Annotated in this window: 25 protein-coding genes; 2 read left to right on the top strand and 23 right to left on the bottom strand. The window is 44.1% G+C overall.

Annotation, left to right across the window (positions count from 1 at the left end; genetic code table 11):
- Positions 1 to 128 precede the first annotated feature (128 nt).
- From phnE (FTW16_RS05375) to yihU, 21 genes are all read right to left on the bottom strand, one after another.
- On the bottom strand, positions 129 to 932 hold the full coding sequence (gene phnE / locus FTW16_RS05375) for a phosphonate ABC transporter, permease protein PhnE (RefSeq protein ID WP_146490350.1): 804 nt from the start codon (positions 930 to 932) through the stop codon (positions 129 to 131).
- Positions 932 to 1,756, bottom strand: coding sequence for a phosphonate ABC transporter, permease protein PhnE (phnE, locus tag FTW16_RS05370; RefSeq protein WP_146490349.1), 825 nt, complete (start codon positions 1,754 to 1,756; stop codon positions 932 to 934). The genes phnE (FTW16_RS05375) and phnE (FTW16_RS05370) overlap by 1 nt, the downstream gene beginning before the upstream one ends.
- Positions 1,744 to 2,514, bottom strand: a complete 771-nt coding sequence (gene phnC / locus FTW16_RS05365) for a phosphonate ABC transporter ATP-binding protein (protein ID WP_146490348.1) — start codon at positions 2,512 to 2,514, stop codon at positions 1,744 to 1,746. Before phnC ends, phnE (FTW16_RS05370) begins: the two co-directional genes overlap by 13 nt.
- 129 nt (positions 2,515 to 2,643) lie before the next feature.
- Positions 2,644 to 3,684 carry a phosphate/phosphite/phosphonate ABC transporter substrate-binding protein gene (gene phnD / locus FTW16_RS05360; protein ID WP_146490347.1) on the bottom strand — a complete coding sequence of 347 codons (1,041 nt, stop codon included), beginning with the start codon at positions 3,682 to 3,684 and terminating at the stop codon, positions 2,644 to 2,646.
- A gap of 255 nt (positions 3,685 to 3,939) precedes the next feature.
- The gene (locus tag FTW16_RS05355) at positions 3,940 to 5,160 is read right to left on the bottom strand and encodes a glycerophosphodiester phosphodiesterase family protein (RefSeq protein ID WP_146490346.1); all 1,221 of its coding nucleotides are present in this window, start codon (positions 5,158 to 5,160) and stop codon (positions 3,940 to 3,942) included.
- Between the two features lie 258 nt (positions 5,161 to 5,418).
- On the bottom strand, positions 5,419 to 6,771 hold the full coding sequence (locus FTW16_RS05350; protein WP_146490345.1) for a sigma-54-dependent transcriptional regulator: 1,353 nt from the start codon (positions 6,769 to 6,771) through the stop codon (positions 5,419 to 5,421).
- The gene (locus FTW16_RS05345) at positions 6,768 to 8,762 is read right to left on the bottom strand and encodes an ATP-binding protein (protein WP_146490344.1); all 1,995 of its coding nucleotides are present in this window, start codon (positions 8,760 to 8,762) and stop codon (positions 6,768 to 6,770) included. The genes FTW16_RS05350 and FTW16_RS05345 overlap by 4 nt, the downstream gene beginning before the upstream one ends.
- 362 nt (positions 8,763 to 9,124) lie before the next feature.
- Complete coding sequence (gene dgcA, locus FTW16_RS05340) at positions 9,125 to 10,111, bottom strand: N-acetyl-D-Glu racemase DgcA (RefSeq protein WP_146490343.1); 987 nt, start codon at positions 10,109 to 10,111, stop codon at positions 9,125 to 9,127.
- Between the two features lie 57 nt (positions 10,112 to 10,168).
- Complete coding sequence (gene dgcN / locus FTW16_RS05335; RefSeq protein WP_146490342.1) at positions 10,169 to 11,176, bottom strand: N-acetyltransferase DgcN; 1,008 nt, start codon at positions 11,174 to 11,176, stop codon at positions 10,169 to 10,171.
- A 91-nt stretch (positions 11,177 to 11,267) separates the two neighbouring features.
- Complete coding sequence (locus FTW16_RS05330) at positions 11,268 to 12,173, bottom strand: LysR family transcriptional regulator (protein WP_146490341.1); 906 nt, start codon at positions 12,171 to 12,173, stop codon at positions 11,268 to 11,270.
- Positions 12,174 to 12,327: 154 nt separating this feature from the next.
- Complete coding sequence (locus FTW16_RS05325) at positions 12,328 to 13,302, bottom strand: TauD/TfdA family dioxygenase (protein ID WP_146490340.1); 975 nt, start codon at positions 13,300 to 13,302, stop codon at positions 12,328 to 12,330.
- 10 nt (positions 13,303 to 13,312) lie between these two features.
- Positions 13,313 to 14,275 carry an aldo/keto reductase gene (locus FTW16_RS05320; RefSeq protein ID WP_146490339.1) on the bottom strand — a complete coding sequence of 321 codons (963 nt, stop codon included), beginning with the start codon at positions 14,273 to 14,275 and terminating at the stop codon, positions 13,313 to 13,315.
- 130 nt (positions 14,276 to 14,405) lie between these two features.
- Positions 14,406 to 14,672 carry a PTS transporter subunit EIIB gene (locus FTW16_RS05315; protein WP_060981082.1) on the bottom strand — a complete coding sequence of 89 codons (267 nt, stop codon included), beginning with the start codon at positions 14,670 to 14,672 and terminating at the stop codon, positions 14,406 to 14,408.
- A 95-nt stretch (positions 14,673 to 14,767) separates the two neighbouring features.
- Positions 14,768 to 15,817 carry a TRAP transporter substrate-binding protein DctP gene (gene dctP, locus FTW16_RS05310; RefSeq protein ID WP_146490338.1) on the bottom strand — a complete coding sequence of 350 codons (1,050 nt, stop codon included), beginning with the start codon at positions 15,815 to 15,817 and terminating at the stop codon, positions 14,768 to 14,770.
- Positions 15,818 to 15,913: 96 nt separating this feature from the next.
- Positions 15,914 to 17,203 (bottom strand): TRAP transporter large permease, encoded by a 1,290-nt coding sequence (locus tag FTW16_RS05305; protein ID WP_060981080.1) that lies wholly within the window; start codon positions 17,201 to 17,203, stop codon positions 15,914 to 15,916.
- 10 nt (positions 17,204 to 17,213) lie between these two features.
- Positions 17,214 to 17,825 (bottom strand): TRAP transporter small permease, encoded by a 612-nt coding sequence (locus tag FTW16_RS05300; RefSeq protein WP_060981079.1) that lies wholly within the window; start codon positions 17,823 to 17,825, stop codon positions 17,214 to 17,216.
- A gap of 158 nt (positions 17,826 to 17,983) precedes the next feature.
- Positions 17,984 to 18,844 (bottom strand): ketose-bisphosphate aldolase, encoded by an 861-nt coding sequence (locus FTW16_RS05295; RefSeq protein ID WP_060981078.1) that lies wholly within the window; start codon positions 18,842 to 18,844, stop codon positions 17,984 to 17,986.
- Between the two features lie 213 nt (positions 18,845 to 19,057).
- On the bottom strand, positions 19,058 to 20,308 hold the full coding sequence (locus tag FTW16_RS05290) for an AGE family epimerase/isomerase (RefSeq protein WP_146490337.1): 1,251 nt from the start codon (positions 20,306 to 20,308) through the stop codon (positions 19,058 to 19,060).
- A gap of 95 nt (positions 20,309 to 20,403) precedes the next feature.
- Positions 20,404 to 21,144 (bottom strand): sulfite exporter TauE/SafE family protein, encoded by a 741-nt coding sequence (locus FTW16_RS05285; RefSeq protein WP_146490336.1) that lies wholly within the window; start codon positions 21,142 to 21,144, stop codon positions 20,404 to 20,406.
- 57 nt (positions 21,145 to 21,201) lie between these two features.
- Positions 21,202 to 22,260 carry an aldose epimerase family protein gene (locus FTW16_RS05280; protein WP_146490335.1) on the bottom strand — a complete coding sequence of 353 codons (1,059 nt, stop codon included), beginning with the start codon at positions 22,258 to 22,260 and terminating at the stop codon, positions 21,202 to 21,204.
- Positions 22,261 to 22,279: 19 nt separating this feature from the next.
- On the bottom strand, positions 22,280 to 23,176 hold the full coding sequence (gene yihU / locus FTW16_RS05275; RefSeq protein ID WP_060981074.1) for a sulfolactaldehyde 3-reductase: 897 nt from the start codon (positions 23,174 to 23,176) through the stop codon (positions 22,280 to 22,282).
- 209 nt (positions 23,177 to 23,385) lie between these two features.
- Here yihU and FTW16_RS05270 point away from each other — a divergent pair, with 209 nt between their 5' ends.
- Both FTW16_RS05270 and FTW16_RS05265 read left to right on the top strand, forming a co-directional pair.
- Entirely contained in the window at positions 23,386 to 24,273 is an 888-nt protein-coding gene (locus tag FTW16_RS05270; protein ID WP_146490334.1) for a sugar kinase, read from the top strand.
- A gap of 14 nt (positions 24,274 to 24,287) precedes the next feature.
- A complete protein-coding gene (locus FTW16_RS05265) occupies positions 24,288 to 25,052 on the top strand; it encodes a DeoR/GlpR family DNA-binding transcription regulator (RefSeq protein WP_086714314.1) in 765 nt (254 codons plus the stop codon).
- Between the two features lie 80 nt (positions 25,053 to 25,132).
- On the opposite strand, the gene FTW16_RS05260 is transcribed toward FTW16_RS05265, so the two are convergent.
- Both FTW16_RS05260 and FTW16_RS05255 read right to left on the bottom strand, forming a co-directional pair.
- On the bottom strand, positions 25,133 to 25,972 hold the full coding sequence (locus FTW16_RS05260) for an SGNH/GDSL hydrolase family protein (protein WP_146490333.1): 840 nt from the start codon (positions 25,970 to 25,972) through the stop codon (positions 25,133 to 25,135).
- 87 nt (positions 25,973 to 26,059) lie between these two features.
- Complete coding sequence (locus FTW16_RS05255) at positions 26,060 to 26,572, bottom strand: RNA methyltransferase (protein ID WP_146490332.1); 513 nt, start codon at positions 26,570 to 26,572, stop codon at positions 26,060 to 26,062.
- Positions 26,573 to 26,765 lie beyond the last annotated feature (193 nt).

Raw genomic sequence — 26,765 nt, 5'->3', positions numbered from 1 at the left:
CACTCAATAGACATAAAAAAACGACCGCTAGGTAGACCGAAGTACCTAGGGTCGTTTGAGCTTCAAAATGCTAGATAAGCTCTTAACTTTGACGCATCACACAAAACACGCTGCATTGCACCATCTGTCTAAATAAGCTTGTTACGGATGTGGATCACCGCCGCTTCTGCAACGATAACCACTGCAAAAATACTCACCAATACCATCGACACTTTTTGCCACTCGAAAAGGTTCTGCGCATCGTTTAGCACCACACCAATACCACCAGCGCCCACCAAACCTAGTACCGCAGACTCACGCACGTTGATGTCCCAACGGAATAACACGATTGAGTAGAACGCAGGCATCACTTGTGGCCAATACCCTTTCAGCAGAATACTCATCCACGAAGCGCCCGTTGCGCGTAAAGCTTCAATAGGCCCCATGTTCACTTCGGCAATGGCTTCCGCTAACAGCTTCCCTACAAAGCCGATACTGCGAATTGCAATTGCCATGATGCCTGCGAGAACACCGGGGCCAAACAGTGCGATAAACAGTAGTGCCCATACCAATGAATTCACGGAACGTGAAGACACGAGGAAGAATTGAGCAACCCAGTTCAACGCTTTATTTGGAGTAATGTTTGGTGCATTCAACAACGCCAAAGGAATCGCAAACACCAAAGTAAACAGTGTGCCCAACGTCGCGATATGTAAGGTTTCAATCATTGCAGCGTGGATCGATTCTGGGTAGAAGCCGTAGTCCATTGGCACCATTCGCTCGAACATATCCGCAAATTGAGCGGGCGCGTCATAAAGGAACTCAGGAATCACTTCCACCGTCTGCCAAGACCACACGATGGCACACACAAGACTAAGGTAAACGGCAAATCGAGCCACACGTTCGTTGGGTGTAAAGCGCTGCCACTCTCTATCGATAGATGCAGTTGTCATTAGAAGATTCTCCTAACAATGTTGGAAAGAAATTCACCGACCAGAATCAGTGCGATAATGGTGATCAAGATAGCGGCAACGAAGTCGTAATCGAAACGTTGGAAGGCAGAGAAAAGTGTCCCGCCAAGGCCGCCCGCACCTACGATGCCCACCATGGTTGAGTTACGTAAATTCGAGTCCAACTGGTAGCTAGCGAAGCCAATAAAACGAGTAAACACCTGCGGCATCACGGCATACAGAATCACACTGATGAAGTTAGCGCCGGTCGCTTTAATTGCTTCAACCGGTTTAAAAGAAATCTCCTCAATCGCTTCTGCAAACAACTTGGCGATAAAGCCAATCGATGCGAACACCAAGGTCAAGATCCCAGCCAGAGCACCAAAGCCCACCGCTTTCACAAACAAGATGGCGATGATCACTGGGTGAAAAGAACGGCACAATGCAATAAAACCACGGATTGGTGTTGATACAATTGACGGCATCATGTTTCTCGCTGCAAGCAAGCCTAAAAATAGCGAGATAACGATGCCGAAGAAACTTGAGATAATCGCGATCTGTAAGCTCTCTGCTAAACCACTTAACAGCAAACTAGTACGCGAAAAATCAGGCGGAAACATTCTAGATAGTAATCGCTCACTTTCACCAAAGCCGATGATCAAACGATCAAACGTTAGCCCTAATGTCGAAAAGCTGTAGAACAGGTAAGCAATAATGCCAGCGATAATCGCACGGTTCGTCCATGACACCTTGAACGGGTTTTCGTGCTTCGCTGGCGACTGGTTTGACGGTACGCTTGGCGATGAACTTGGGTTTAATCCAGCCATGATTCACCCCCATAGATAATTTTTAGATCTTCCTCAGAAATACCTTCAGGGCTACCGTCATAATGTACCTTACCATTACACATGCCAATGATACGTTTAGCATAACGCTTAGCTAGGTTCACATCGTGGATATTCACCAATACAGGAATGTTTTTCTGTTCTGCAAATGTCTCCATCAACTCCATGATCTCAACCGCGGTTTTCGGGTCAAGTGATGAAGTAGGTTCATCAGCAAGAAGAATATAAGGGTCTTGCATAACTGCGCGCGCAATGCCAACACGCTGTCTTTGACCGCCCGACAAGCTGTCTGCACGTTGATTTGCAAAGTCTTGCAGTCCAACAAACTCCAGTAACTCAAAAGCCTTCGCTAAGTCCTCAGCAGAGTAGTTACGGCGCCACGCACTCCAAGCGGTCATATAGCCTAAACGGCCACTTAACACGTTCTCGATAACCGTTAAACGCTCTACCAAGTTGTACTCTTGAAATACCATGCCGATATGACGGCGCTGTTTACGAAGTGCTTGGCCTTTTAGTTGAGTCAGGTCTGCGCCATCAAAAATGATTTCGCCTTGGCTTGGATCGTTAAGTCGGTTGATACAACGCAGAAGCGTACTTTTACCGGTGCCCGATGGGCCAATAATCGCGATAATACCCGGCTCATCGATATCTATATTAATGCCTTTAAGGATTGGCTTGCCTGCCACATACTCGTGGAAAAGGTTGTTTATCTTTATTCCTTCATAGCTTGCTACGGCCATACTGCATTTCCTTGTGCGAATTTTAGAATGATCTATGCCCTACCCGCGAGGGCATAGATTTTTAGTTTAGGTAAGTGCTTTTAAAGGACTAAGTCTTTCTAAAACTTAATCTTTTAACAGAGAGAAGAATTAACCGTTGTTTGCTTGCTTCGCTAGCTCAGCGGCTTTTTTCTTTGCGCGTTTAGCGGCGTCTTTTTCAGCCAGTTTTTTCAGACCTGCTTTGGTATAAGCCGTACCTGTCGCGTGGGCAATGTCACGAATCACGTCCCACTCTTCTTTGTAGCTGATTGGCGAGAAACGGTCTGCACCTTTGAATGATTCACTCATCTCTGGAGTAAAGCGGTAGCTAAAGAAGGCTTCGTTGATCTTCTCTACTAGCTCTGGCTTTAAGTTATAAGCGTAACCGAAAGCAGACGTTGGGAAGCGTGGGCTACGGTAGATGATCTTCAGTTCAGAATCGTCGACACGGCCAGCAGCCACCATACGATCGTATACATCAGATGCCACAGGTGCTGCATCATAGTCTCCGTTGAATACACCGAGAATCGACTGGTCATGCTTACCCGAGTAAAGTACTTTGTAGTCTTCATCTGGCACTAACCCTTTAGCAGGGAATAGTGCACGAGGAGCTAGGTTGCCAGAGTTTGATGATGCAGAAGTGTGTGCAACCTTTTTGCCTTTTAGATCAGCCATAGTATTGATACCGCTGTCTTTGCGCACAATGGTGATCAGGTTGTAGCCTTGGAAGCCAGACTCATCGCCCTTCACAGCAATAGGAACGTAACCCGCTAGGTTAACCGCGTAGCCAGTTGGGCCCGTAGAGAAACCAGCTACGTGCAAACGACCAGAACGCATCGCTTCTACTTGTGCAGAGTTCGAGTGCACCGTGTAGTAAATCACTCGCTTACCTGTGATTTTACTTAGGTGAGCTTGGAAGTCGGCAAACGCATCTTTGTATAGCGCAGGGTCTTCTACTGGTGTGTAGGTGAACACAAGCGTACTTGGGTCATTCCACTCGTCTGGATTTTTTGGTGAATCTGCCACCAAATCTTGGTTTTCATCACAGTATCGATCGTCTAACACACCACGGCTAGAGCAGTCGCTTGCCATAGCCATTGAAGGAAGTAGCAATGAGCTAACGATTAACAGTCCTTTAACACTGATTTTCATATTCAAACCTTACTTTTACTTATTGTTGAAAGTCGCTTTCACTATTGCAGCCTTTATGCCATATTTTTATTTATTTAAATTCAACAACTTAATGAAGAAGTCAAATTCAACAATCTATTTTGAGTCATTCATGTCCAACCCAAAAGATTACATTTGGGTCATTTCTGTCCCATCAATTTTAACGGTAAAAAAAGAGCCCGGAGGCTCTTTGGTTCACTACTTTTTCTCTTATTATTCTTCAATAATCCAGATAACTTAGGCGTCGCTGTCCATGCAGTTTGCGTAGTAAGTTACCGTTGCAGGCCAGTCACTGAATACGCCCATCACACCTACATCTTGTGCCAGTACATCGAGCATTTTCATCATATCGCCATCATTGTTTATGCCATCTTTCACACTCTTGTAGTACCAACCGCCTCCTTGCGCGAGTGGGCCTGAACGCTCAAGTGTCCATGCGATAATCTCAAGATCTGCATCTTTAGCAAGCTTCGCGTAGTTTGACGCAACCAATTCGTTATTCTTGTCTAGCTCAACCAAAGCAAACAGAGGTGGCGCGATGATATTCACACCCGCATCGTGCAGCTCTTTCATGTTCTCCACAGACGCAACAAAGTCCGCTTGCTCATAAACACGGTCATCAAGATAAACGGCTTGTTTTCCGAACTTCGGTGTTTCTTTGATCCAATACTTCACATCATCCAAGTTGAATGACTGTAGGTAAGTCTCTGAAGGCTCAAAACCTGCCTCTTTCAGTTCATCCACCAGCTTTTGCGCGTACATTTCTTGGCTGAAACCATTGAAAGGCATTTCGACCGCTGCTGATTTCAATTCAGGCGTTACCTTCACGCCGTGCTCTTTAAATAGTGCTGCACTTTCTGCGTGCGTCATCAGTGTCCCTGTTTGGCTGTAAAGGTCAGTTCTCCAACCCGGTGTGCCATTCATGTACTCTTCGACAGTGGTCGCTTTCGGATTCGCGCCATCCATTTTCCCTTTGAGCGCCTTAAACTCTGCCAACGTGAAATCAGAAGTACGACACTCAACCTGAGCATCTTCACCTGTCGCTGGGTTCGCTGGTTTAAATGGAACTGAACATTTCTTAGCGAGATCAGGGTGTGCCAAGACATCTGTTGTGGTGTGCAGATCACTTTGCGAGTGACGGCATACCAACGCTTTATCTTTAGTAAAAGTGACATCACACTCAACGACACCCGCCCCCATCTGAATCGCCGCTAAGTAAGATTCCTTAGTGTGCTCAGGAAACTGCATTGCAGCTCCGCGGTGCCCAATAGAAAAATCGCTACGATGAAAAGGCCCTTCGCTACAACTCAGCAGCTTGGTTTTCAAAGGGCTCTCATCCATATTGTTGACTAAAAAGAGGGGACGAGGTCCTAGGTTTGCTGACTCTGTAGCTGCCCATGCTGTCATTGAGCTAACGCCAATTATCAGAGCAATCGAACCTTTCAGTATTTGCTTCATGTTTATATCTCCTTGCAACAAGCAATTATTTTTCTAATTTCCTTAATCCGGTCATTTCTACTTTCTGTTAGATGACCTCATGTGGGCTGATGCCACAATGTAGGGATTGCACGCTTTGTGCCAAATATTAAAACTCTTTTATTACAATTACTTGAAACCGTTAGTCATTCAACTAAATGATAAATGGGTCATTGTTGTCTTGTGCTTTTTTCTTCTGGTTTTGGCTTTAATTTGCTACTTGATAACCAACTTCGCGAGTTAAGCCTTGAAGCTCTCTTTATCTAATTGATGTTTCTTCATTTTTCGATAAAGCGTTTTACGTGGTAGATTCAGCTTGCTCGATACCTCATTGATATTGCCAGCACTCTCTATCAACGCTTCGGTCAGTACATTTCTCTCGTACTGCTCCATCTGCTTTTCAAAGGCGAAGTCTTCTCCTGTTGATTCACAAATTGGCGATTGAAGATCAAAGCCATCTCCCACAATACCGAGCACAAATCGATCGGCAACATTGCGTAATTCACGTACGTTCCCAGGCCATTCGTGTCGACACAACTGCTGTATCTGTTCGGGATAAATCGTTGATGGACGCGTCTTATATTTGTGACTCGCTTGAATCACAAAGTGACGGAACAGCACCTGAATATCCTCTTTACGTTGGCGCAATGCGGGAAGGTTTAAGCTAGCAATATTGAGGCGATAGAAGAGGTCGGCTCTGAACTCACCCGTTTCACTCAAGCTCGCGAGATCAGCTTTGCTGGCGGCTACCACCACGATATCAACCGGGATTAACTCGTTACCACCAACGCGCTCAATCATTCGCTCTTGAATGACGCGCAACAGTTTAATTTGCACAGCAATCGGCATGCTTTCTATTTCATCAAGAAACAGAGTTCCGCCATTGGCTTGTTCTATTTTGCCAATGCGTTTCTTGTTGGCACTGGTAAATGAGCCCGCTTCGTGACCAAAAAGTTCACTCTCAATAATACTCTCGGTCATACCACCACAGTTTATCGCGACAAACGGCTTTGCCTTGCGACGGCTAAATTGGTGCAACGCACGAGCAATCACCTCTTTTCCAGTTCCAGTCTCACCATTAATAATGGTATCAACCCCAGTATGAGACAGCGCGAGCACCTGCTTACGTATGGTGTCCATCGCTTTGGATTGGCCGATAACCACAGATTCAATGGGTAGTTCTGTATCCTGATCGTCGTCTAACGTTGCAGGGCTGTTGTGCTGACACTGTGTCAACGCCAAATCTAACTTCTCCACCAACTCACTGGCATTAAGCGGCTTTTCCAGAAAATCGAAAGCACCCAACTTCATCGCCTCTATCGCCATCGGAATATCACCATGCCCGCTCATCAGCAACACAGGAACGTTAGCTGCCCTATGCTGGATTGAGCTAAGTAGAGTCAAGCCGTCTACTTGTGGCATTCTCACATCACACAACACCACCGACTGACTGTTTGCTTTGAGTGATTTAAGGCCAAGGTTTGGGTCGGTAAAGCTAGTGACGCTAAACCCTTCGAGCTCCAACATTTCACTCACTGCTTCAACAACGTCTGTTTCATCGTCGATAAGAACTATATGTTTTTCTGAAGTCATGAGTCAGTGCCTTTTGGTAGAGTGACGATAAAGGTGGTGCCTTGGTGTTCAACTGATTCCACGTGAATCGAGCCGCCAAAGTCTTTAATTATGTTGTATGCGATAGACAAACCGAGCCCGAGCCCCTTACCTGTTGTCTTACGGGTATAAAATGGGTCGAACAGATAAGGGATGTCCTCTTCGGGTATCCCCAATCCATTGTCCTTAACTGCAATTTGAATAGTGTTCGGATGCTCTTGGGTGGAGATGCTGAGCAGAGGCTGCTCCCTATGTTCAACGGCGTCTAAAGCATTGCTGATCAAATTCACCAGTACCTGCTCCAAGCGAATGCTGTTGGCACGAACCATTTGGTCACTATGTGGGGAGTACTGAATCGAGACCCTACTTTGCCTAGTTTCAAACAAGTCGATAGCATCACCAATCACCTTTACCAGTTTTACGTTATCAATCTTGCCATCGCTCTTACGTGAGAAGGCTTTCAAGTGACGGGTGATGGCCGCCACCTTATCTAGCAGGACTTCAATCTTTTGAAGATTCTCTTCGGCTCTATCTGGTCTTTGCTTACCTAACCACAATTGAGCGCTTCGAACATGGCTGTTTACCGCAGTTAATGGTTGATTGATCTCGTGAGTGATTCCAACACTTAATTGCCCCAACGCTGCCAGTTTTCCTGCTTGGATTAACTCATCTTGAGTAACACGCAGTTTGGCTTCGGCTAGGGTTCGCTCTTCTACTTCGGCCTCTAATTTTCGATTTGTTTGTTTCACGACTTTGGCCGTTGTCTGGAATACCTTTAAGTACTTGGCCATTTGTGTCACTTCGTCTTTGCCACGAATCGAAACTTCGGTATCTAAATGGCCGGTAGAAATTGCAAACATGTTGTCTTTAAGCTGTAAAAGCCTTTCCAAAATGCTCTTACGCACGTAGAACCATGAAATAGCCGCTGCAGCCAGTACGCTGAACAAAGAAAGGAAAAGAGAGAGTTGTTGGTTCGATTGTAACGACAGCTGAGCCTGCTGAATCGACTGATCAATATTGCGGTTCACTTGGCTAGTATTGCGCTCGATCTGCACAGTTAATTGGTTAAGATGTTCACGGCTGTTTTGCAGGAAATACTGCTCTTGGTAAAGATGATCGAGCGCTTTGTTTTTCAACCCATACAAGCTGCTATCACTTGAGGCTAGGTTGTAAATTACGGTGAGTTGGTGATCTAATTGGGGAAATTTGCTTCTTAAATCACCATTTACCCAAAGCTGCCACCACTCTTCTCCAACCTGCCCTAGTCGTAAGCTGGTGTAATCCAACTCATTAAAGCTAGAGTCGTTATACAGCTTTTCGACCAAGCCTAATTGGTAATACAGCAGGGATTTTAACTGCGTGTATTGGATCTGGTCTTTGGCTGATTCAGGTAAGCTATCGAGTGAATCACTGGCTTGTTGCAATAGAGGATAAAAGCCTTCAAGCAAATTACGAAGTTCTTGATTGAGTTGTTCTGACTCAATCTCACTTTGATACAACAGGCTCAGACTATTATTAACTTGGGCGATAAGATCTTTAAAGTAGGCGTGATAATCAGGGAATTGCACCATAACGCTATTCATCACGGAAATAGCGTCTTCGATTTTTAGCATCGCTTGTTTGCGTTCTAAATTCGATTCCGCATCACTGAGCTGAGAAGACGTTGTGATAATCACTCGCACCATATCATTCAGGCGAGCAGCGTTATCTAAAGCAGGGATTTCACTCTCTTTTAATTCGACAAGCCTTTGATTTAGGTTGTCAAAGGTGAAGCTGGAGACAACAGAGAGAAAGATGGTAGTCATCGATAGCATGGCCAATGCCAACACTAACCGTAGCTCTATACCTTTCCAACCAAACCACCTACGACGCGGAATTTTGATCGGAAATGGACGTTCAAAACGATCCTTGCTATCTATCACCTCTGAGACACGACTACTCACTCGCCCCACCTTTTTCTCATCAAAAACCATTAGGAAAGGTCAATGATTCAATTAGTTATGGCATGAACCTTACTTAGGCTTGCATCGAATAGCTTTAGTGAAACTATTAAATGAAGATTAATCATTAACATTTCACATAAGATATCATAACAATTATTTTATAAAGCTTGCATGGTCTATTTTGCGATAATAGAAAGTGACCGCACCGACAGAAACGTGATTACTCTATCAATACTAACCAGTAGAGGATAATTAATAACTCTCGATCAAATAATAAAACTCTCATGTAGTTAGTCAGTTAAGGATTATTGACGCCAAAAAAAAATCGCACAAGCTTTCACTCATGCGATTTCATTTAGATTGTTGCTCCAACTAGACAGTGCTAAACCATCTCAGAGAATGATCATCCCATCTCGATAAGTCAGTGCTGGCGAAACATCTTGCCCAAGTAATACAGGGCCGTCGAGGTCGACAATTTCAGATTGAACCGCGATAGGCAGCGCAGCACGCATCGCCAATGAGGTACCAAGCATACAGCCCGACATCAAAGTAAATCCGAGCCTTTTCGCTTCTTCGGCGAGTGCTAATGCCTCTGTTAAACCACCGGTTTTATCTAGCTTGATGTTGACCATTTCATACTTACCTACCAACGATGACAGTTGTGAAGTGGTATGGCAGCTTTCATCAGCACACAACGGAATCGGATGCTTGATGTGTGCCAACGAGGCATCATGCTGCTGTGGCAGAGGCTGTTCGATCATCGCAATGTCAAACTCTGCCAGTTGATTAAACAGCTCTTCAAGGTTGAGCCCTGTCCACGCTTCATTGGCATCCAGAACAATTTGAACACCTTCGGCAGCTTCTCGTACCGCACGAACACGTTCAATCACCTGCTCGCCATCTAGCTTTACTTTCAGTAATTTCGCGCCATTCTCGACATAATCATGCGCTTGTATTGCCATGGCTTCTGGTGTGCCAATAGAGACCGTCATTGCGGTAACCATTTGCTCTGGCAACTCAAACAAGCTATTTGGGAATAACTGATCATTTTGCTTCGCTTCAAATTCCCAAAGCGCACAATCGACAGCATTACGCGCCGCCCCTCCAGGTAATAAAGACAGAAGGTGCTCTCTTAGCTCTGCGGGATCGGTCATGCCTCGCTCAAACATGGCTTCAAGTGCGCTAGACGCCTGTTGGATTTGCGCCAGCACAGACTCCGATGACTCGCCATAGCGTGGGTAAGGCGTACACTCGCCTTGCGCTTGTTTGCCGTCATGTTCAATGTAAACACGAACAACGTGACACTCAGTACGGCTGCCTCGAGATATTCGGAAAGGCGTTTGCATCGCGATAGTAATGGGTTCTGCTGTAATCTTCATAATTTCACTCGGTTGATGTTCGCTTTAACAAATGGAAACGTAGAAATGATGAAACCGTTAAAGTGAATGTCGCAAATGATCAGTAATATGTTGTACACCAAAACGAACTGGATCCGTCACTGGTACTTGATAAAGTGTGGTCCATTCTTGGCACAATATCTCAGCCTCTTCAACGCTAATCGCCGATGTGTTCAGGCAGATACCCACCAGCTTCACATCTGGATTTGTCAGTCTCGCGGCTTGCAAGTTAGCTTCAATGGTCTGTTCAATCGTTGGCAATTGCGCGTGAGGAAGGTTGCGAATATGTGGTCGCCCTACTTCGTGACACAACACCAAAGCATCAGCTTGTGCACCATGCAACAAACCCAAACTCACTCCAGCAAAAGACGGATTAAACAAAGAGCCTTGCCCTTCAATGATGTCCCACTCGTGGTCGGCAAAATCGGGGCTAATCGCTTCGACCGCGCCGGAAATAAAATCTGCAACCACAGCATCAATCGAAATTCCGCTGCCTTCAATCAAGATACCTGTCTGGCCTGTCGCTTTAAACTGGGCTGATGTGCCCGCTTCTTTAAGCGACTTCTCAATGGCCAACGCCGAAAACATTTTCCCGACCGAGCAATCCGTTCCTACCGTTAGAAGACGCTTACCTTGACGAGGTTTGCCATTACCCACGTTCAGGTCACCATCAAAATGGCGTACATCATGAAGCTTAGTCAATCCTCGCTGTTGCATGTCAGCAAGCGGTGAAAATTCACTCAGTCGTTGGTGCATTCCAGATGCAATCTCAAATCCCATTTCTGCTGCTGCCAATATGGTTGGCTGCCACGAATCAGGAATAACACCGCCAGGGTTCGCTGTACCAATCACTAGCGTTTTCGCTCCCTGCGTTTGTGCCTCTTGCAAGGTCATATCGGTTAAGCCAAGAGAAACAGTTTCGTCTGTTAAACGCAGTTGGCCTAGACAGATTTCTGGTCGCCATTGGTGAATACCACGGGCTGTTTTTGCGGCCAATGGGTCAGTAACATCCCCAAGAAAAAGAAGGTAAGGTTGAGCGATAGACATGAGCATTCCTAATTAATAAGTCCTTGTATGGAATTACTTTAATTAAGAAGTTAAAGGCTGCCGAATACCTATTTATCGACACCCTATAACCTTAGGTTATAGGGTGAATATTGCTCTTCAATGAAGCTCTGAACTGCTTAACAGAAATAGACTGAGGAGTATGCTCTGCGCAAAGCATAGAAACCGAGAATTGAATATCAGGTTGCAATGGCAACACACAAATCGACTCATCGTTTTGATAGTGCTCCGCAGTCCAAGGGTCGACAATCGCAAACCCCGCTTGATGCTTGACGAGCTCTGCCGCTGCGCTATAGCTACGAACTGAAATAGGGTGATGATAACGGCTATCACGAGCAGAAAGATTCTGATGGAGAAGCAAACCAATAGGGTCCCTGCTATCAAGCCCAATGATAGGCAAAGGGTGTTCGATAAGCTCTTCGAGGGTCGGTGCTTCAGATAACGATTCAACCATACCTGCCGGAGCTAACACCTTGAGAGATTGAACCAACAACACTTCACTTAATATCGCGGGCGGCGTTTCATCACCAAAAGCAATCGCAATATCAAGTTCATGCTTGAGTAAACCTTCACACAACTCATCTCGGTTTTCGGTCAGCAACTCAAACGAAAGTCTTTGTGTGCCGGACTGTTGAGCCCGTGACATCTGGGCTACTACCGGAGTCAGCAATTTGGTAGCAAGGATAGGAGGCGCGCCAATACGTAAGTGCTGTTGCCCTTGTTTAACTTTATTGGTCAGAGAGCGAAATTGCCCCAATTGCTGATACACCTTCTCGGCTTCTGGCAGTAGCGCTTTGGCTTCAATGGTAGGAACTAAACGCCCTTTCACCCGTTCGAATAATCCAAACCCAAGCTGCTGCTCAGTATGAGCAAGAATACGAGTAACGTTGGGCTGAGAAACGTGCAGATTACGTGCAGCACCAGATACCGTGCCTGTCTGCATAATGGCGTAAAAGACTTCCAGTTGTCTTAGGTTCAAATCAATATCCTTTGGATTCAAAAGCTAGATTAAGCAGCTAGAGATACTAGCATATAGCAAGTATGCATCCAGATAGAATGACACCAAATACAAAAAATCGCATAGGCCCCCGCCCATGCGATTTTTATTTAAAATCCTCTCAGTAAAGTAAGGGTTATTTCCCCAAAACAACCATCACTTTACGTTTTTTATCTCCAGAGAAAGGACGGCGACCATGCATAGCAAGGTTATTGTCAACTAGCGCTACATCGCCAGCCTGCCAGTTAAGGTCAAATGACAACTCTTCGGAGATCTTGGAAATCGTCTCTAAAAATGACTTAGGAATTTCAGAATCATCTCCAAAGCACAGTGCTTTTACAGGGTTTTCTTTAACACCTTCCCAACCCTCAAATGCGGCGATAATTTGGTTGAAGAACACTTTACGACCGTCAGCGACAGTTTTGATCCCAGCTAAAGCCCCCGTTTGAGCCAGCAAATCACCATGGTCTTGCCATGTCCACGTGTAACCTAGCTCTTTCAATTTAGCTTCAGCTTGTTGCTCGTTTTCCACGCTTAGGGTACTTAGCCAACTACGACCTTGTGCTGACTCAGCACTGTCACCACCCGGCATAGTCGTTGTGTACTTAATTCCAACTTCTTCTAGCTTATTTGTTAGTTCAGGCTCAACTTTGATTAGCTCGTTGTAGATCATATCTGAACGACATAATACGGTTGCTCCGCCCTGCTCTGCAGGACTCTCACAAAACAATGAAATACGGTTTGGATAAATAGGTGTTTGTGCCATTTCGTTGTGCAAGTTAATCGCAACTTCTTTAGGTCCTTCATTGGCTGTGAAGACTAGCTCTGTAAAGTTGATACGCACTGCATTCGACAATGACTCTTTATATGTAAAGTTCTCGTAACCGAACGATGCAAAAAATGCATCATAGCTTTCAGCATCAACAACAGGAAAACCACGAAATAGAATAGCCCCTGTGCACAGTAGCTCTGCTTCCAAGTGCTCACGGTGCTCTTCAATCCATGCTTTCGCTTCTGCTAGTGTTGTCACTGAGCCATCGTTTTCAATGATCGTTGGAAAATTGCTTACTTCAAACTCTAGTGTTTCTGTGATTTTATTTAATACACCCATGATTAGTCCCTTAATCGTAAATTGGTGAAAAGTGGTTGAATGCAGCTTCGCAGAAATCGCCAGGATCATTGAATCGGCGGTTAATGTTCAAAGCTGAAATTGACTCCATTTCGCGCTCTGTTAGCTCGAAATCGAAAATAGAAAGATTCTCTTTCAAACGCTCCACTTTTGAGCTTTTAGGTATAATGGTGCAACCACGCTGCACTCCCCAACGCAACGCAACCTGAGCGGGTGTTTTTCCATGCTCTTTCGCCGCATTTACTACAACTTCTTGCTCCAAAACAGATTCCAGTTTGTCTGCCATATTGAGCTCTAGGTACGATAAAGCGCCAAGTGGAGAGAAGGTTGTTACCGAGATACCATAGCCTTTCGCAAGCTTGATCAAACGCTCTTGCGTTAAGTATGGGTGAGACTCAATTTGTAATTCACTAGGCTTAATCTTTGCGTAAGCCATTAAGTCATTCAGCAAACCTGAATTGTAGTTACATACGCCAATGTTCTTTGCTAGCCCGGCTTCAGCCAGTTCTTCCATTGCTTGCCAAGTTTCGAACAAAGGCACTGGCTCAATCATCATCTTCGGCTCATCCGCTTGAGGATCAAAGCTCCACTCTGGCGGGTAACGAGTTTCAAATGGAACATAGGGCTGTGCGATTGGAAAATGCACAAGATAAGAATCTAAGTAATCCACTCCAAGATCTTGAAGTGTGCGCTCTAGAGCTGGACGCACGTGTTCTTTCTTATGGTAGGTATTCCAAAGCTTTGACGTTATCCAAAGATCCTCACGCTTCACTATGCCATCTTCAATCGCGCGCTTAATACCCTGGCCCACTTCTTTCTCGTTACCATAGTCACATGCGCTATCAAGTAATCGATAACCAATTTTAATCGCGTTATAAACCGTTTCGGCACATTGATCTTTTTCAATCTTCCACAACCCTAAACCTACTTTAGGGATTCCGTAGTTGTCGCTCATTGTTCTTCCTTTTTACTTATGGCGCTCTATTTTTATTTTTGAGCTTATTTTAGGTATGACTTTACTTTCAGGCTTAAGCATTAAACTACCGCCTGTCTATTTATTTAGTTTTTAATAACGAGTTAATGTATTACTGCCCTGATATTTTTCTTATTTCATCGGCAATAACATGAACATTCAAAAATACAACTTGGATATGATTATCTGGTAGTCGGATAAAACCGAGAGCACCTTGTCGTCGCAATAAACTTTCATTAACTGTTTCAATATCTTTCACTTGTATACGTAATCGAGTAGCACAATTATCAATATGCCCTTCGACGATATTATCGACACCACCAAGACCTGAAATTATCTTATTTGCTTTGGCTGTCAGGTTACCTTTATCTCTGATCATATTAATCTCACAGTTAAAACGATATGATTTAAGAGCAATACTTCACATAAAAGCCAAGTATCGCTCTATAAGATATTTATTAAATTAAACTGGGGTTACTTCATCGAAACTTCATAAGAAGCATTGATCTGAGCTTCACAAGTCTGGATTTCAGATTGGAAACGTTCTAGCCACTGTTTGCCTTCAGCATCTGCATTGTTTGCCCAGTTATCAACAACCGGTTGAGTCGCATCTTTGAACGCCTGTTTTTCCGCAGCTGTTGGGTTATAGATCTCGCCGTCCGCTTTCTTGAACTCTTCGTAAGACGTGTATTCATTGTGTTTAGGGTAAGACATCAGGTATTGCTGCTGTGCTTGAATACCATCAAGTACAACTTTCTTTAATTCAGGAGAAAGTGATTTAAACTTCATATCTGACATTAGCCATGCACCGCCCATGTAGGCGTGGCCGTCCAATGTTAGGTAATCTAGGCTTTCATGGAATCGACTTTGAATAATATCAACAATACCGTTCTTAGTACCTTCTACAACACCCGTTGATAGTGCCGTGTATACCTCTGGCCATGCGATTGGTGTTGGTGAGCCGTCAAGCTGCTTAACCAAATCCTGCTGTACTTTTGCAGGAACCGTACGAATCTTCATGCCTTTTACATCTTCAGGGGTTTTGATTGGCTTCTTCGTTGTCGCAAAGTTACGCCAGCCACCAGAGTTCGCAACCATCATCAGGCGTACGTTTGGAGCCTTTTTAAGAACGTTACCGCGAACGTCAGAGATGAACTTGTCATTACCGTAAACACACTCAGCTACGCGGTCATTCGGTAGTAAGTAAGGAAGGTCAAATGACTCTGCCGGTTTCCAGTAATAAGCAATCTCAGAAACTGTCGTTGGGAAGTAGTCAAACATGCCAGCTTGTACGCCCGCAATACACTCTTTACCTGAGCCACATAATTGACCTGACCCATAAATTTTTACTTTAATTTCACCATTTGAACGTGTTTCTAGGTGATTTTTAAGCACCAATAATGATTGGTGGTTATAACTTTCAGGTGAAGTTAGATGAACCACATTAAATTCAGTTGCTGAATATACTGCACCCGATGTTAATAATGCAGTGGTAGTTGCTAAGTTGATTATTGTCTTTTTCATAATATGTACCAGTGTAGGGTTTATTTACAGCATCAGTAAGTGCTGCATTTATATTGTTATCGGTTAGTAATTTTATTGAAAATATTTAATCAGTTATCACATAATCCCAAATAATTGAGGGAGACCAATTACTAATTGAGGGAAGCATGAGATAACAAAAATAAGAGCCATCTCTACAACTAGGAATGGAATTATCTTCTTAGAAATTTCAGAAACTGAGACTTTCGAAACGCCAGATGCGACAAACAAAACCAAGCCCATTGGGGGGGTCGCTAAACCGATTGATAGGTTTGCACACATCACAACACCAAAGTGAACTGGATCGATACCCGCACTGATCATAATTGGCGCAAATATCGGAGCGAAAATTAGAATTGCAGGACCCGCATCTAAGAACATACCGATAGCGAACAATAGAACGTTAATAATTGCGAAGAGTAAGTACGGGTTGTCCGTAATACCATTCATAAAATCTGCAACCATGTTCGATACACCAGACAAGCTGATGAGTGAAGCAAAACCACTCGCGGCCGCAACAATAATTAAGATAGACGCTGCATTTACCGCGACTTTAGCAAACAGTGCGTATGTTGCTTTTACGTTGGTTACTCGAATGATAAACAGAGACACACAGATAGCATAAGCCACTGCAACTGCTGCCGCTTCTGTTGGAGTGAATATACCCCCATAAATACCGCCTAAAATAATAACCGGAGTCATCAATGGAAGAATCGCCAGTTTGAACGCTTGGTGACGCTCCATTGCCGGTGCTCGCTCCATTGGCTGTACCGCCGGGTACTTGCGAATCTGGTAGCGATTCATCAGCATCAAACCAATACAGAAAATGATGCCTGGAGTAACACCCGCTAGGAACATCGCAGCAACCGATGTGTTCATCACAAACGCGTAAATAAGCATGATGCCAGAAGGCGGGATGATATTGCCTAATACAGTTGCCGCCGCAGTCAGTGCTGCTGAATAGCCGGTGTCGTAGTTATATTTTTTCATTTCTGGGATTAGCATTCCGCCAATCGCAGAAGTTGCCGCTACCGCAGAACCAGTTAGCGCACCGAAAATAGTTGCCGCAAGAATCACCACATGCCCTAAGCCTCCACGAAGGTGCTGAACCATGGTTTGAGCAAAAGCAATGATACGTGGTGTGATGCCACCAGCCGTCATGCATTCGCCAGCTAACATAAAAAATGGCAGAGCTAAAAGTAAAAAGCTGTCTAGCCCCGAATACAAACGCTGATAGAGCATGTTAGCAAACAGCATTTGATCATTTTGAAACAGTGTGATGATTGGTGACAGTCCCAGAGTGAACAGAACAGGTACACCTACAATCAATAACGCAAGAAAATATACTAAGAAAATTGGGGAAACCATGTCCTACTCCTTATGACGCAGATTTCAATTCAAACTGCTCTTCTTGATCAGCTGAATCATCTTCGGTTTGACAAGATTCCAGCATCTCTGCGGTTTTACTTGTCTGAGATACATCTTCAAAGTCACCCAGGATGGCGCGCACGCAAGCAACACTTTTTTGTAGCGCGTACAACATAGTCACAACCATCATGACCGGTGGTGCGATGTACACGAAGTACATTTGGATAGGCAAACTGTCTGCCATCACCGAACCTGTATTGAAGAACGTCCAACCGAATTTAATCCAAACGGAGAACACAAGAATCGCTGCGATATGACCTAAAAGAGATAACAGAGCGAAGAAACGAGGGGACTTCTTCTCGACAATCTCAGTCACAAAAGTCATCGCAATATTTTTATCGGTTAGGTACACAAATGGCAGGCACAGATAAGTCATATAGATCATCAGGAATCGAGAAGATTCATCCGTCCAACTTAATGGAACATTGAATACATAACGGAACAGCACTTGCGCTACTACGATCACAGTCATCAAAAGCAGTAAGATACCCGCCGTATGACGGAGCAACTTAGCTAGAGGAGTTGTTATCGTATTCAATGCTTTTTCAATGGCTCTTAACATAGAATCACCATAATAATTATTATTGGTCTATTTATAAAACGACACACGGTTTATTGGGTGTGTATTGATAACTCAGTTAATTATTTAGAACCGTGATATTTTTCACACAGATAAATAATGTGTCGTTTTTGTAAGGTTTATGTCACATAAGTGACAATCTATGCCTTTCCGTTTGAACCAAACAGACGGATTTTGTGTTGTACAACTTCTTTCATTGAAGAGATACCTGTGTTCATAACGTCAGCAAGAATGTAGTCTTTTTCATTGTCTTTCCAATGTGCTTGAACACCGTGGATAAAGCCTTGGCGTAATTCAGTATCGACATTTATTTTTGCCACGCCACGCTTAACTGCTTCCATTACTTGGTCATCAGGTACTCCTGAACCACCGTGTAATACGATCGGTTTTTTCACAGCTTCTTTAATTTCTGACAAACGATCAAACTTAAGCTCAGGTGTTGTTTTATATACACCGTGAGCAGTACCAATAGAGACAGCTAAGTAATCAACACCTGTACGCTCAGAGAAATCTAATGCTTCCTCGACCGTAGTGATCATCGCATCCTTCTCATCAACGGTGATGTCATCTTCTGTTCCACCAATCTTACCTATCTCACCTTCAGCCCCAAGGCCCAAGGCATTAGCAACATCAACAACCGCTTTAGTGATACGGATATTCTCTTCGAAAGGAAGCGCTGAACCGTCAAACATTAGCGATTGGAAGTCACGTGTCGCCGCTTCCATACATTGTTCGAATTTACGGCTGTGATCTAAATGGATACAGATTGGAACAGAAATTTGATGATGTTGAATCAGTGAATCTACTGCATCACGCAATGGTTTCATGCCCATTTCATTAATTGCTTTTTGACCAATCTGAATCATGATTGGCGACTGTTCTTCTTGAGCTGCCAACAATACTGCTTTAATCGTTTCTAAGTTGTGAGCTGTGAATGCACCGATAGCGTAGCCATTGTTCCACGCTTCTTTGATCATTGTTTTTCCAGACACGTAAGGCATTAGGTTGTTCCTTTTTTATTCATTTGTTTGTTCGTTGTTGTAGTTAAATTATCAGCCACCAGCTTTCATTTCTGTTAGTTATGTATCACTTTTCAACACAAATGGACAAAAATAAACAAAATGAGTGAAAAGTCTTTGAGCAAAAAAAAGGTGACAGCCAAAAGCCATCACCTTCTAAAAGTTTTCTAATTAGCCTAAACGCTAGACCTTTCTCTAGTTAACACCATGGTCAAGTAAGCCTGCAGCGAGAGCCGGTGCTAAGCCAGGTGTTAATGGAAGCCTAGGGATCACTAAGCAGTGCATTAAATGATAAATATCTTGCTTACCATCCCACACCTTGCTGGTCCCAGCTTGATTGTTTGTGTCCAGTTCTTGCCACCATGAGCATCCCTCGTAATCAATCAGGTATGTACGGCAGTAATCCCACCAAGTTTGGTAAAACTCTTCGTATTTTTTGTCACCCGTCACTGTATACAGCGCATAAGCTGTACCGATGGCTTCTACTGGTGCCCATCGAATACGCTCACGAACCACTGGTTTTCCGTCCCAATCAACGGAATAAACAAAACCTGGTGCACCATCGACAGACCACGCATCACGGACGGTTGCATCGAATAAGCCTATCGCATCCTCAAGCAGCCAGTCCGGGGTGTTCGCACCAATCTCTAATAAAGTCGCACGAAGGTGGCAGATTAAACGCCCCCACTCGATCCAGTGACCCGGCGTACCGCCGTAAGCTCGGAAATGGCTTGCTGGCGTTTCTTTATTGTAATCTGGCAGCGGGTTCCACTCAGAATCAAAGTGTTCATTTACGCGGTAATGAAGACCTTTTGCCGTTTTATTGATCATGAATTCAGTAATATTAAGCGCACGGTCTAACCATTTTTTGTCTTTCGTTACATCGTAAACAATCAGGAATGCTTCAACCGAGTGCATTGCAGCATTACCCCCTCGGTAGTCTTCAGTCTCTGAGAACGTTTCATCCCAAGACTCAAAGCACATCTGTTTTTCTTCGCTCCAAAAGTGATTTTCGTACACGTTAATCGCTTCATCTAGTAACGCTTGCGCACGAGGGTGACCTGTTGTCGCCGCACTCGCAGCAGCTAACAGTACGAATGCGTGTTGATACCCTTGCTTAGACGCATCAACGATACCTTCACCTTCATTATCTATGGTCGCGTACCAACCGCCGTGCTTGTTATCTTTTAAAGGTCCTTCTAAGGCAGCAATACCATGCTCAACAAGGTCATAGGCACCAGGTCTCCCCATCAAAGCAGCTAACGAATAACAGTGCAGCATGCGCGCGGTAATCCAAAGGCGGGTTCCCATCTCATCGCGGATATTACCGTTATTGCCTACCCAACCAAATCCGTTAGGTACGACAGATTTTCTTCCAAATTCAAAAATACGATCTGTTTCAGTTTCCAACCAAGAGTTATGAGATTTGGTATTGATCCATTTCATACGATCTTTCCTCGTTATTATTTTTTATTGCTGCTGAAACTATCAGGCAGCGGATTTGAATTCTGTTAGCTAAGTTCTACTTATTACAAAACCAATCAAAATTGGACATTCTTGATCACCAGCACACAACCAATGACCAGAAGCAATCCATGTACGATGTGGTGATAGTTAATTTTGTATTTCTGTAAGAAGTGGTATCCGACCATGCCACTTGTCATTCCGACTAAAAATGCCGGCATTGCCGATCCAACGAGACTGCTGACCTCTGGTGTAATAAGTCCTTCAGTCCAAAAACTGGCTATCGCACCTATCATCTGTAACATGAAGAAGAACACTAATGTCGATTTAGCCTGATCAGCAGTCCAAGGCTGCATTGAGGTATACGCAATAACCGGGGGCCCCGCTTCACCAACGCTTGCCCCAAGCACGCCAGAAGCAAACCCTGTTCCCATTGTGACTGGCACTGAGGTTTTGGAGAACGCTGGTTTCGTGCTACGCATGGAGTGAATACTCGATAAAATCAGCACAATACCCATCGTTATTAAAATGTATTGAGATGGCAGGCTAGCCAGTAACTTAGCACCCACAAATGACGCAGGTAACGAACCCGCTACGAGAATCAGACCAGCTTTATACTGAATCGAGTGACGCATTTTCCACACAATAGGGAATGTTACTAACCAACCGAAAATCCCCGCGATCGGCACCGCCATCTTTGCGTCGACAACGAGCGAGAGTAACGGCACAGAAACAAGAGCAAGGCCAAACCCGGTCAAGCCTTGCGTAAAGCCCCCTAATGCGATGATCAGGGAGACTAATATGACAGTCATATCCATAGTAGCGTCCTAATGAAGGGCGATGGTTCACCCTAATATGGTTGTTGAAAGGAGGTATTACTTCACTGAGAAGCGATGAAGTGTTTTCTCTTCAAACACATCACCAGGGTTTAGCCGAACACTTGGAAAGTGAGGTTGATTTGGGCTATCTGGGAAATGTTGTGTTTCTAAACACATCCCTTCAAATGATTGATATTGATGACCATTTCGACCTAGCCAAGTATTATTAGATAACTTCGAAGCGTTGTAGAACTGAACCGCAGGTTGCGTAGTTAACACTGTCATTACTCGGCCGCTTTTTGGGTCGTAAAGCTCCGCAGCATAATGGTACTCACCTTCATTATTAGACTGGTCGAGAATAAAGTTATGGTCATAGGCTCCATCGAGCACTTTCTTTTTGTTGTCACCGATGACCGTCGAAGACGTAAAATCTAAACCCGTACCTTTAACACTCAGCACTTCCCCTGTCGGGATCATATCTTCAGTTACCGGTGTATAAAATTGAGAGAATAACGTGAGATGATGGTTATCGACTGAGCCGGAATCGTGACCACCAAGATTGTAGTAACCATGATTGACTAGGTTGACTACCGTAGGCTTGTCAGTGGTTGCTTTGAAGTTATAGTGAATCTGATTCAATTCATCTAAACCAATGGTATGCGTGACATCCATCGTGCCACCATAACCAGCTTCACCATCCGGTGAGGTTCGGCTTAGATGTATATAAACCGCTTCGGGTTGTTGTTCGACTGCATAATTCCATACATATTTGTCGAACCCCCGGATGCCACCATGCAGGTGTGTACGCGACTGCTCATTGGTATCAAGTTGGACGACCTCACCATCAAGCTCGTAACTCCCGCCTTTAATACGATTGGCAAAACGCCCCGCCACCGCACCAAAAAAAGGATGCCCGGCAAGGTATTTATCTAAGGTTTCATAACCCAATACCACGTCAGCCTTATTGCCTTCTCTATCCGGTGTTTCTATCGATGTAACAATACAACCGAAATTAGTCAGCTGTACCTTCATACCCTGACTGTTTTCTAGGGTAAATAGCTTAACGGGCATCGCTTGACCATCTACTTGCCCCCAGTTTTCGACATCTAGTTTCACGTTATTGTCTCTATTCTAATTATTGTTTTATTTTTGCTTCTAAGCCTGACGTAACACGAAGTTGTTCAAAGACAGATGTCCAGTCTTGACGACCACGCCCTGCAGCTCGAGCAATACTGTAAAGCTCACGAGATGCAGCACCACACGGCATTGGTACATTCACTTGGTTAGCTAAGTCCAAAGCGATACCCAGATCTTTATGCGCTAAATCCACCATAAATGCCGGAGTCAAATCGCCTGCTAGCACTTTACCCGGCCAGGTTGTCGTAAAGTGTCCTTTGCCAGCCGGTGTACCACTCATCACTTGCAATGCCGTTTCGAATTCAAGACCAATTGCTTCAGATAAAGTAGCGGCTTCTGCCGACAACGCATTAAGCGCGATACTCATGTAATTATTGATAATTTTTACGCGAATACCTTTACCCGCACCGCCACAATCTACAGTCTCGGAACCCATGCAATCAAAAAGAGGCTGTGCTCTCTCTATTTGGGCTTTGCTACCACCAGCAAGAATCAGTAACTCGCCTTTAACCGCGTGGTCTGAAGTGCGCCCTACCGGAGCTTCCATCATCTGTAGACCTCGTTGATCCATATCAGAAACCAACTTATCCGTTTGGAATGGGTGAATAGTAGACATATCAATCAACAACGTTTCAGGCGTCATTACTTGTGCAATCCCCTGCTCACCAAACAATACATGACGCACTAAGTCGCCATTCGGTAGCATAGTGATAATAAAGTCGACATCTTTTGCAGCGTCTAGCGCTGATTCCGCAGCCGTTGCTCCCAACTCAACCAGTCCGTTTACTGCATCTGCATTTAAGTCAAAAACCTTTACCTCATGGTCACCTTTTAGAATGTTTGAAGCCATTGGGCTTCCCATTTGACCAAGACCAATAAAACCAACGCGACTCATAATTCCTTTCCTTTTATAAATACCAACACACTTTGAGTGGGTTAACTATAAACAAATGAACAAATTGAACTGTTGACCATGTCACACTTTGTCTATTTTTGTTGTTTAATGTAAGTTTGTGAGCATTATCGAAGTATTAGGTGACACAGGAAATATAATTTACTCTGTACTTATATTTAGATAGCTGTATTGGCTAAAAAGGAAGAAAGATGAAAATTGCTTGCCTAGGTATTACCGTTCTTGACCGTGTTCAGCTTGTTGAAAAACTGCCAACAACAGGGGGGAAGTATGTATCAAAAGACTACTTTGAAATTGGCGGAGGCCCAGCGGCAACAGCGGCTGTCGCCGTTTCTAAGTTAGGGCATGAAGTAGAGTTTGTCGGTCGTGTAGGGAGTGATAGCGTAGCCAATACCATGATCGAAGAGCTCAACAGTTACGGTGTTAAAACAAATCATATTGTTCATATAAACAATGCATCTTCATCTTTCTCTAGTGTTCTTGTTGATGATGAAGGTGAACGTATGATCATCAACCACCAAGACCCTATGCTAAGCCGTGACATTCGCATGTTGATGGATGTTGATTTTAGTCAATTTGATGCAGTGCTGTGTGACGTACGCTGGCCTGAAGGCGCTAAGTACCTATTAGAGAAGGCAAAAGAGTATGGAATACCGTCAGTTCTAGATGCTGATTTATCACCGGATCCAATCGATGAATTGGTCAAATTGGCCGATCATGTCGCATTTTCAGAGGAAGGATTGTCAACTTTTGTACAAAATTCAGAGGTTGAAGCAGGATTACGCTTAGCAAAACAAGAAACTTCTGGCAAAGTATACGTCACTGTAGGAAAACACGGCTGTTATTGGTTAGAAAACAACGAGCTGCAACATGAAGCAGCCCCAGTGATTGATGTTGTCGACACAACCGGAGCGGGCGATACATTCCACGGAGCTTTGGTTGTGGCTGTAGCTGAAGGGATGGATACCCGTGCTGCAGTCAAATTCTCAAATATTGTCGCTGCAATCAAATGTACTAAATTGGGTGGCCGAGAAGGTATACCAACTCGCTCAGCAGTGAATAAACACATAAATGAATAATAAGAAGGTTTAGTATGACTAATCCTAGACAAGATAAATTACTAAAGTTAGTTATTGATGAAGGCTACTATACCGTTGAAGATTTAGCGGAAAGCCTAAATGTCTCTACCCAAACCATTCGCCGAGACATCAAAAAGCTCAGTGATGATAAGCTGTTGATTCGTCATCACGGCGGCGCTAGTTCGCCAGCAAGCAAAACGAACTTGGATTACGAGCTACGCCGAAGCGCTGAAACTGACGAGAAAAATGCAATTGCGAAATGTATTGCTGAGTTAGTTCCTGATAATTCGACTATCTTCATCACTATTGGTACAACGGCTGAAACTATCGCTAATCACCTATTAAAAAAGAGCAACTTACAGGTGATTACTAACAGTTTACGCGTTGCAAACATCCTACACTCAAATCCATCATTTGATGTGTTGATACCTAGCGGTAAAGTAAAAGCATCAAATGGGGGTATTGTCGGCACAGAAGCTATCGATTTTATCTCAAAGTTCCGTTTTGATTACCTATTAACTAGTGCCGGCTCACTTGATACTGACGGTACTCTGCTTGAATATGATCTCAACGAAACCGAGTTAGTACAAACTGTCATGAAGTCTGCAAGACACATGTACGTTGGACTCGATTCAACCAAGTTTGTACCTAAAGGTTCAATAGCGCTTTGCCATATTCGTGAAGCAACAACGTTATTTACCGACAAAGCATTACCAAACACTCTAGCCAAAAACCTTCAACACGAAAACATTCTCATTGAAGTGTGTAAGCCAGAATAGCTTGGTTATCCTATCTAGCAAAAAGCTCCCAAATTAAGGGAGCTTTTTAGTCTTAACAGTATGTAAGCACTGCTATTTAGCTATTCATGAAGACACTTATCTAGCATCGGTATCAGAACCTCAGCCCACGCCTGATAAGCCTTGCCATTCAAATGTAAATCATCACACGTGTATTCATTCGACAAGTGTTGATTGGGCGCTAATACCGCATTCACATCTAAAAACTCGATGCCATGCTGCGCACAGTAACCTTTTAGCTTTCTATTTAAAGACTCAACACTTGGATTTAAGCTTTGCAGCTTAGTACCAACATAAAGCGTTGATTGCACCAAGATTCGAATATCGTTTTCTTGCCACACTTCAAGCATATCAATGTAGTTCTGGTAGATATGGTCGACATCATAACCTTGCGCTAAATCGTTTATCCCCGCCATGAAACAGACTAACTGGGGATTCACGTTTAACGTGGTGTCAATACGTCGCAACATACCTGATGTGGTATCACCAGCCAAGCCGCGGTTAACCATAGAAATATCACGGAAAATATCAGCCCATGGCGCCCACTCAGTAATCGAATCGCCAAACATCACTAGATCGGCTTGAGGTGAAAAATGGCGATGATTGTCGGATGTCATGATGTAACGGCTCATGCTGTGGCCTCGTTGCTGAATCTCTGACTGAAGAGCAACTGCCTTGAGGATTTCACTGTCAGGTGTGGTGCTATCGAATTGAGCCAGTAACCCTTCGATGTGAGGCTTAAAGAGACTGAGACGTGTGCTCAGTTGATGATGTTCTTTAAGGGAAGATAGCCTCTCTAACAATACGTACAGAGAGCTGTTTTGACCAACTTCTTGGAATAACTGATATAGATCGAGGACAGGGTGCTGTTGTAGCGCGGCAAGTAATTGCTTGTCTTCCATGGTGTTATCTACCCCTTCAATTATCTGGCGATGAACTCAAGATAATATCCGATTGCGTACGAGATAGATAACACTAGAAACAGAGATTTACTTCTCTTTGATAACTAAATGGTTGCGGTTATCACGGCTTTTCTTAATCAGCTCGTTGCTCTCGTCCATTTCATCAGATTTTGCAAGGCGATCGTAAAGCAGCACATTCACTGTTGCCGCCAAGTTCATGCAACCTACCGTTGGAACGTACACCACGTGATCCGCTCTATCGGCAACATCTTGAGAAATCGAACCATCTTCAGGGCCAAAGATATAGATTGCGTTTTCTGGGTGTTTAAAACGTGGCAGTGGTGTTGCACCTTCTGCTAGTTCTACACAAACGATCTTAGTTTCTGGATCAAGATTGTCTAAAAACGACTCAACACCAGTCAACGGGATAGTACGCGCAGCACTCTTAGTATCGGTGTGAAATTTCGCGGCTTTTTCGTAGCGTTGCCCTGTGTATTTAACTTCGTCGACTTGGTAACAACCAGCCGCGCGCATAACAGCACCAACGTTTGTCGGGCTCTTTGGGTTAGTTAAACCAATAGTCACATGGCTTTTGTTCATGAATCTTTCTCACTTAACGAATAGACATAGCAGGGTGCTACAAAGCGTCGCATTCTAACAAAGCAGCGTCGAATTCAAAAGCATCGATACACACTCACTTTTTCGCGCTTAAGCCTCTAGTTGCAAGGCTTCTCACCAAAAAAATCTAACCGCCATCATATTTATAAAACAAAAACACGCTAGGGTAACAATT

This window comes from Vibrio sp. T20 (assembly GCF_007858795.1).
Taxonomy (GTDB): Bacteria; Pseudomonadota; Gammaproteobacteria; order Enterobacterales; family Vibrionaceae; genus Vibrio; species Vibrio satsumensis.
Note: the sequence above shows the minus strand (reverse complement) of the source record. Positions and strands in the feature narration are given on the sequence as shown.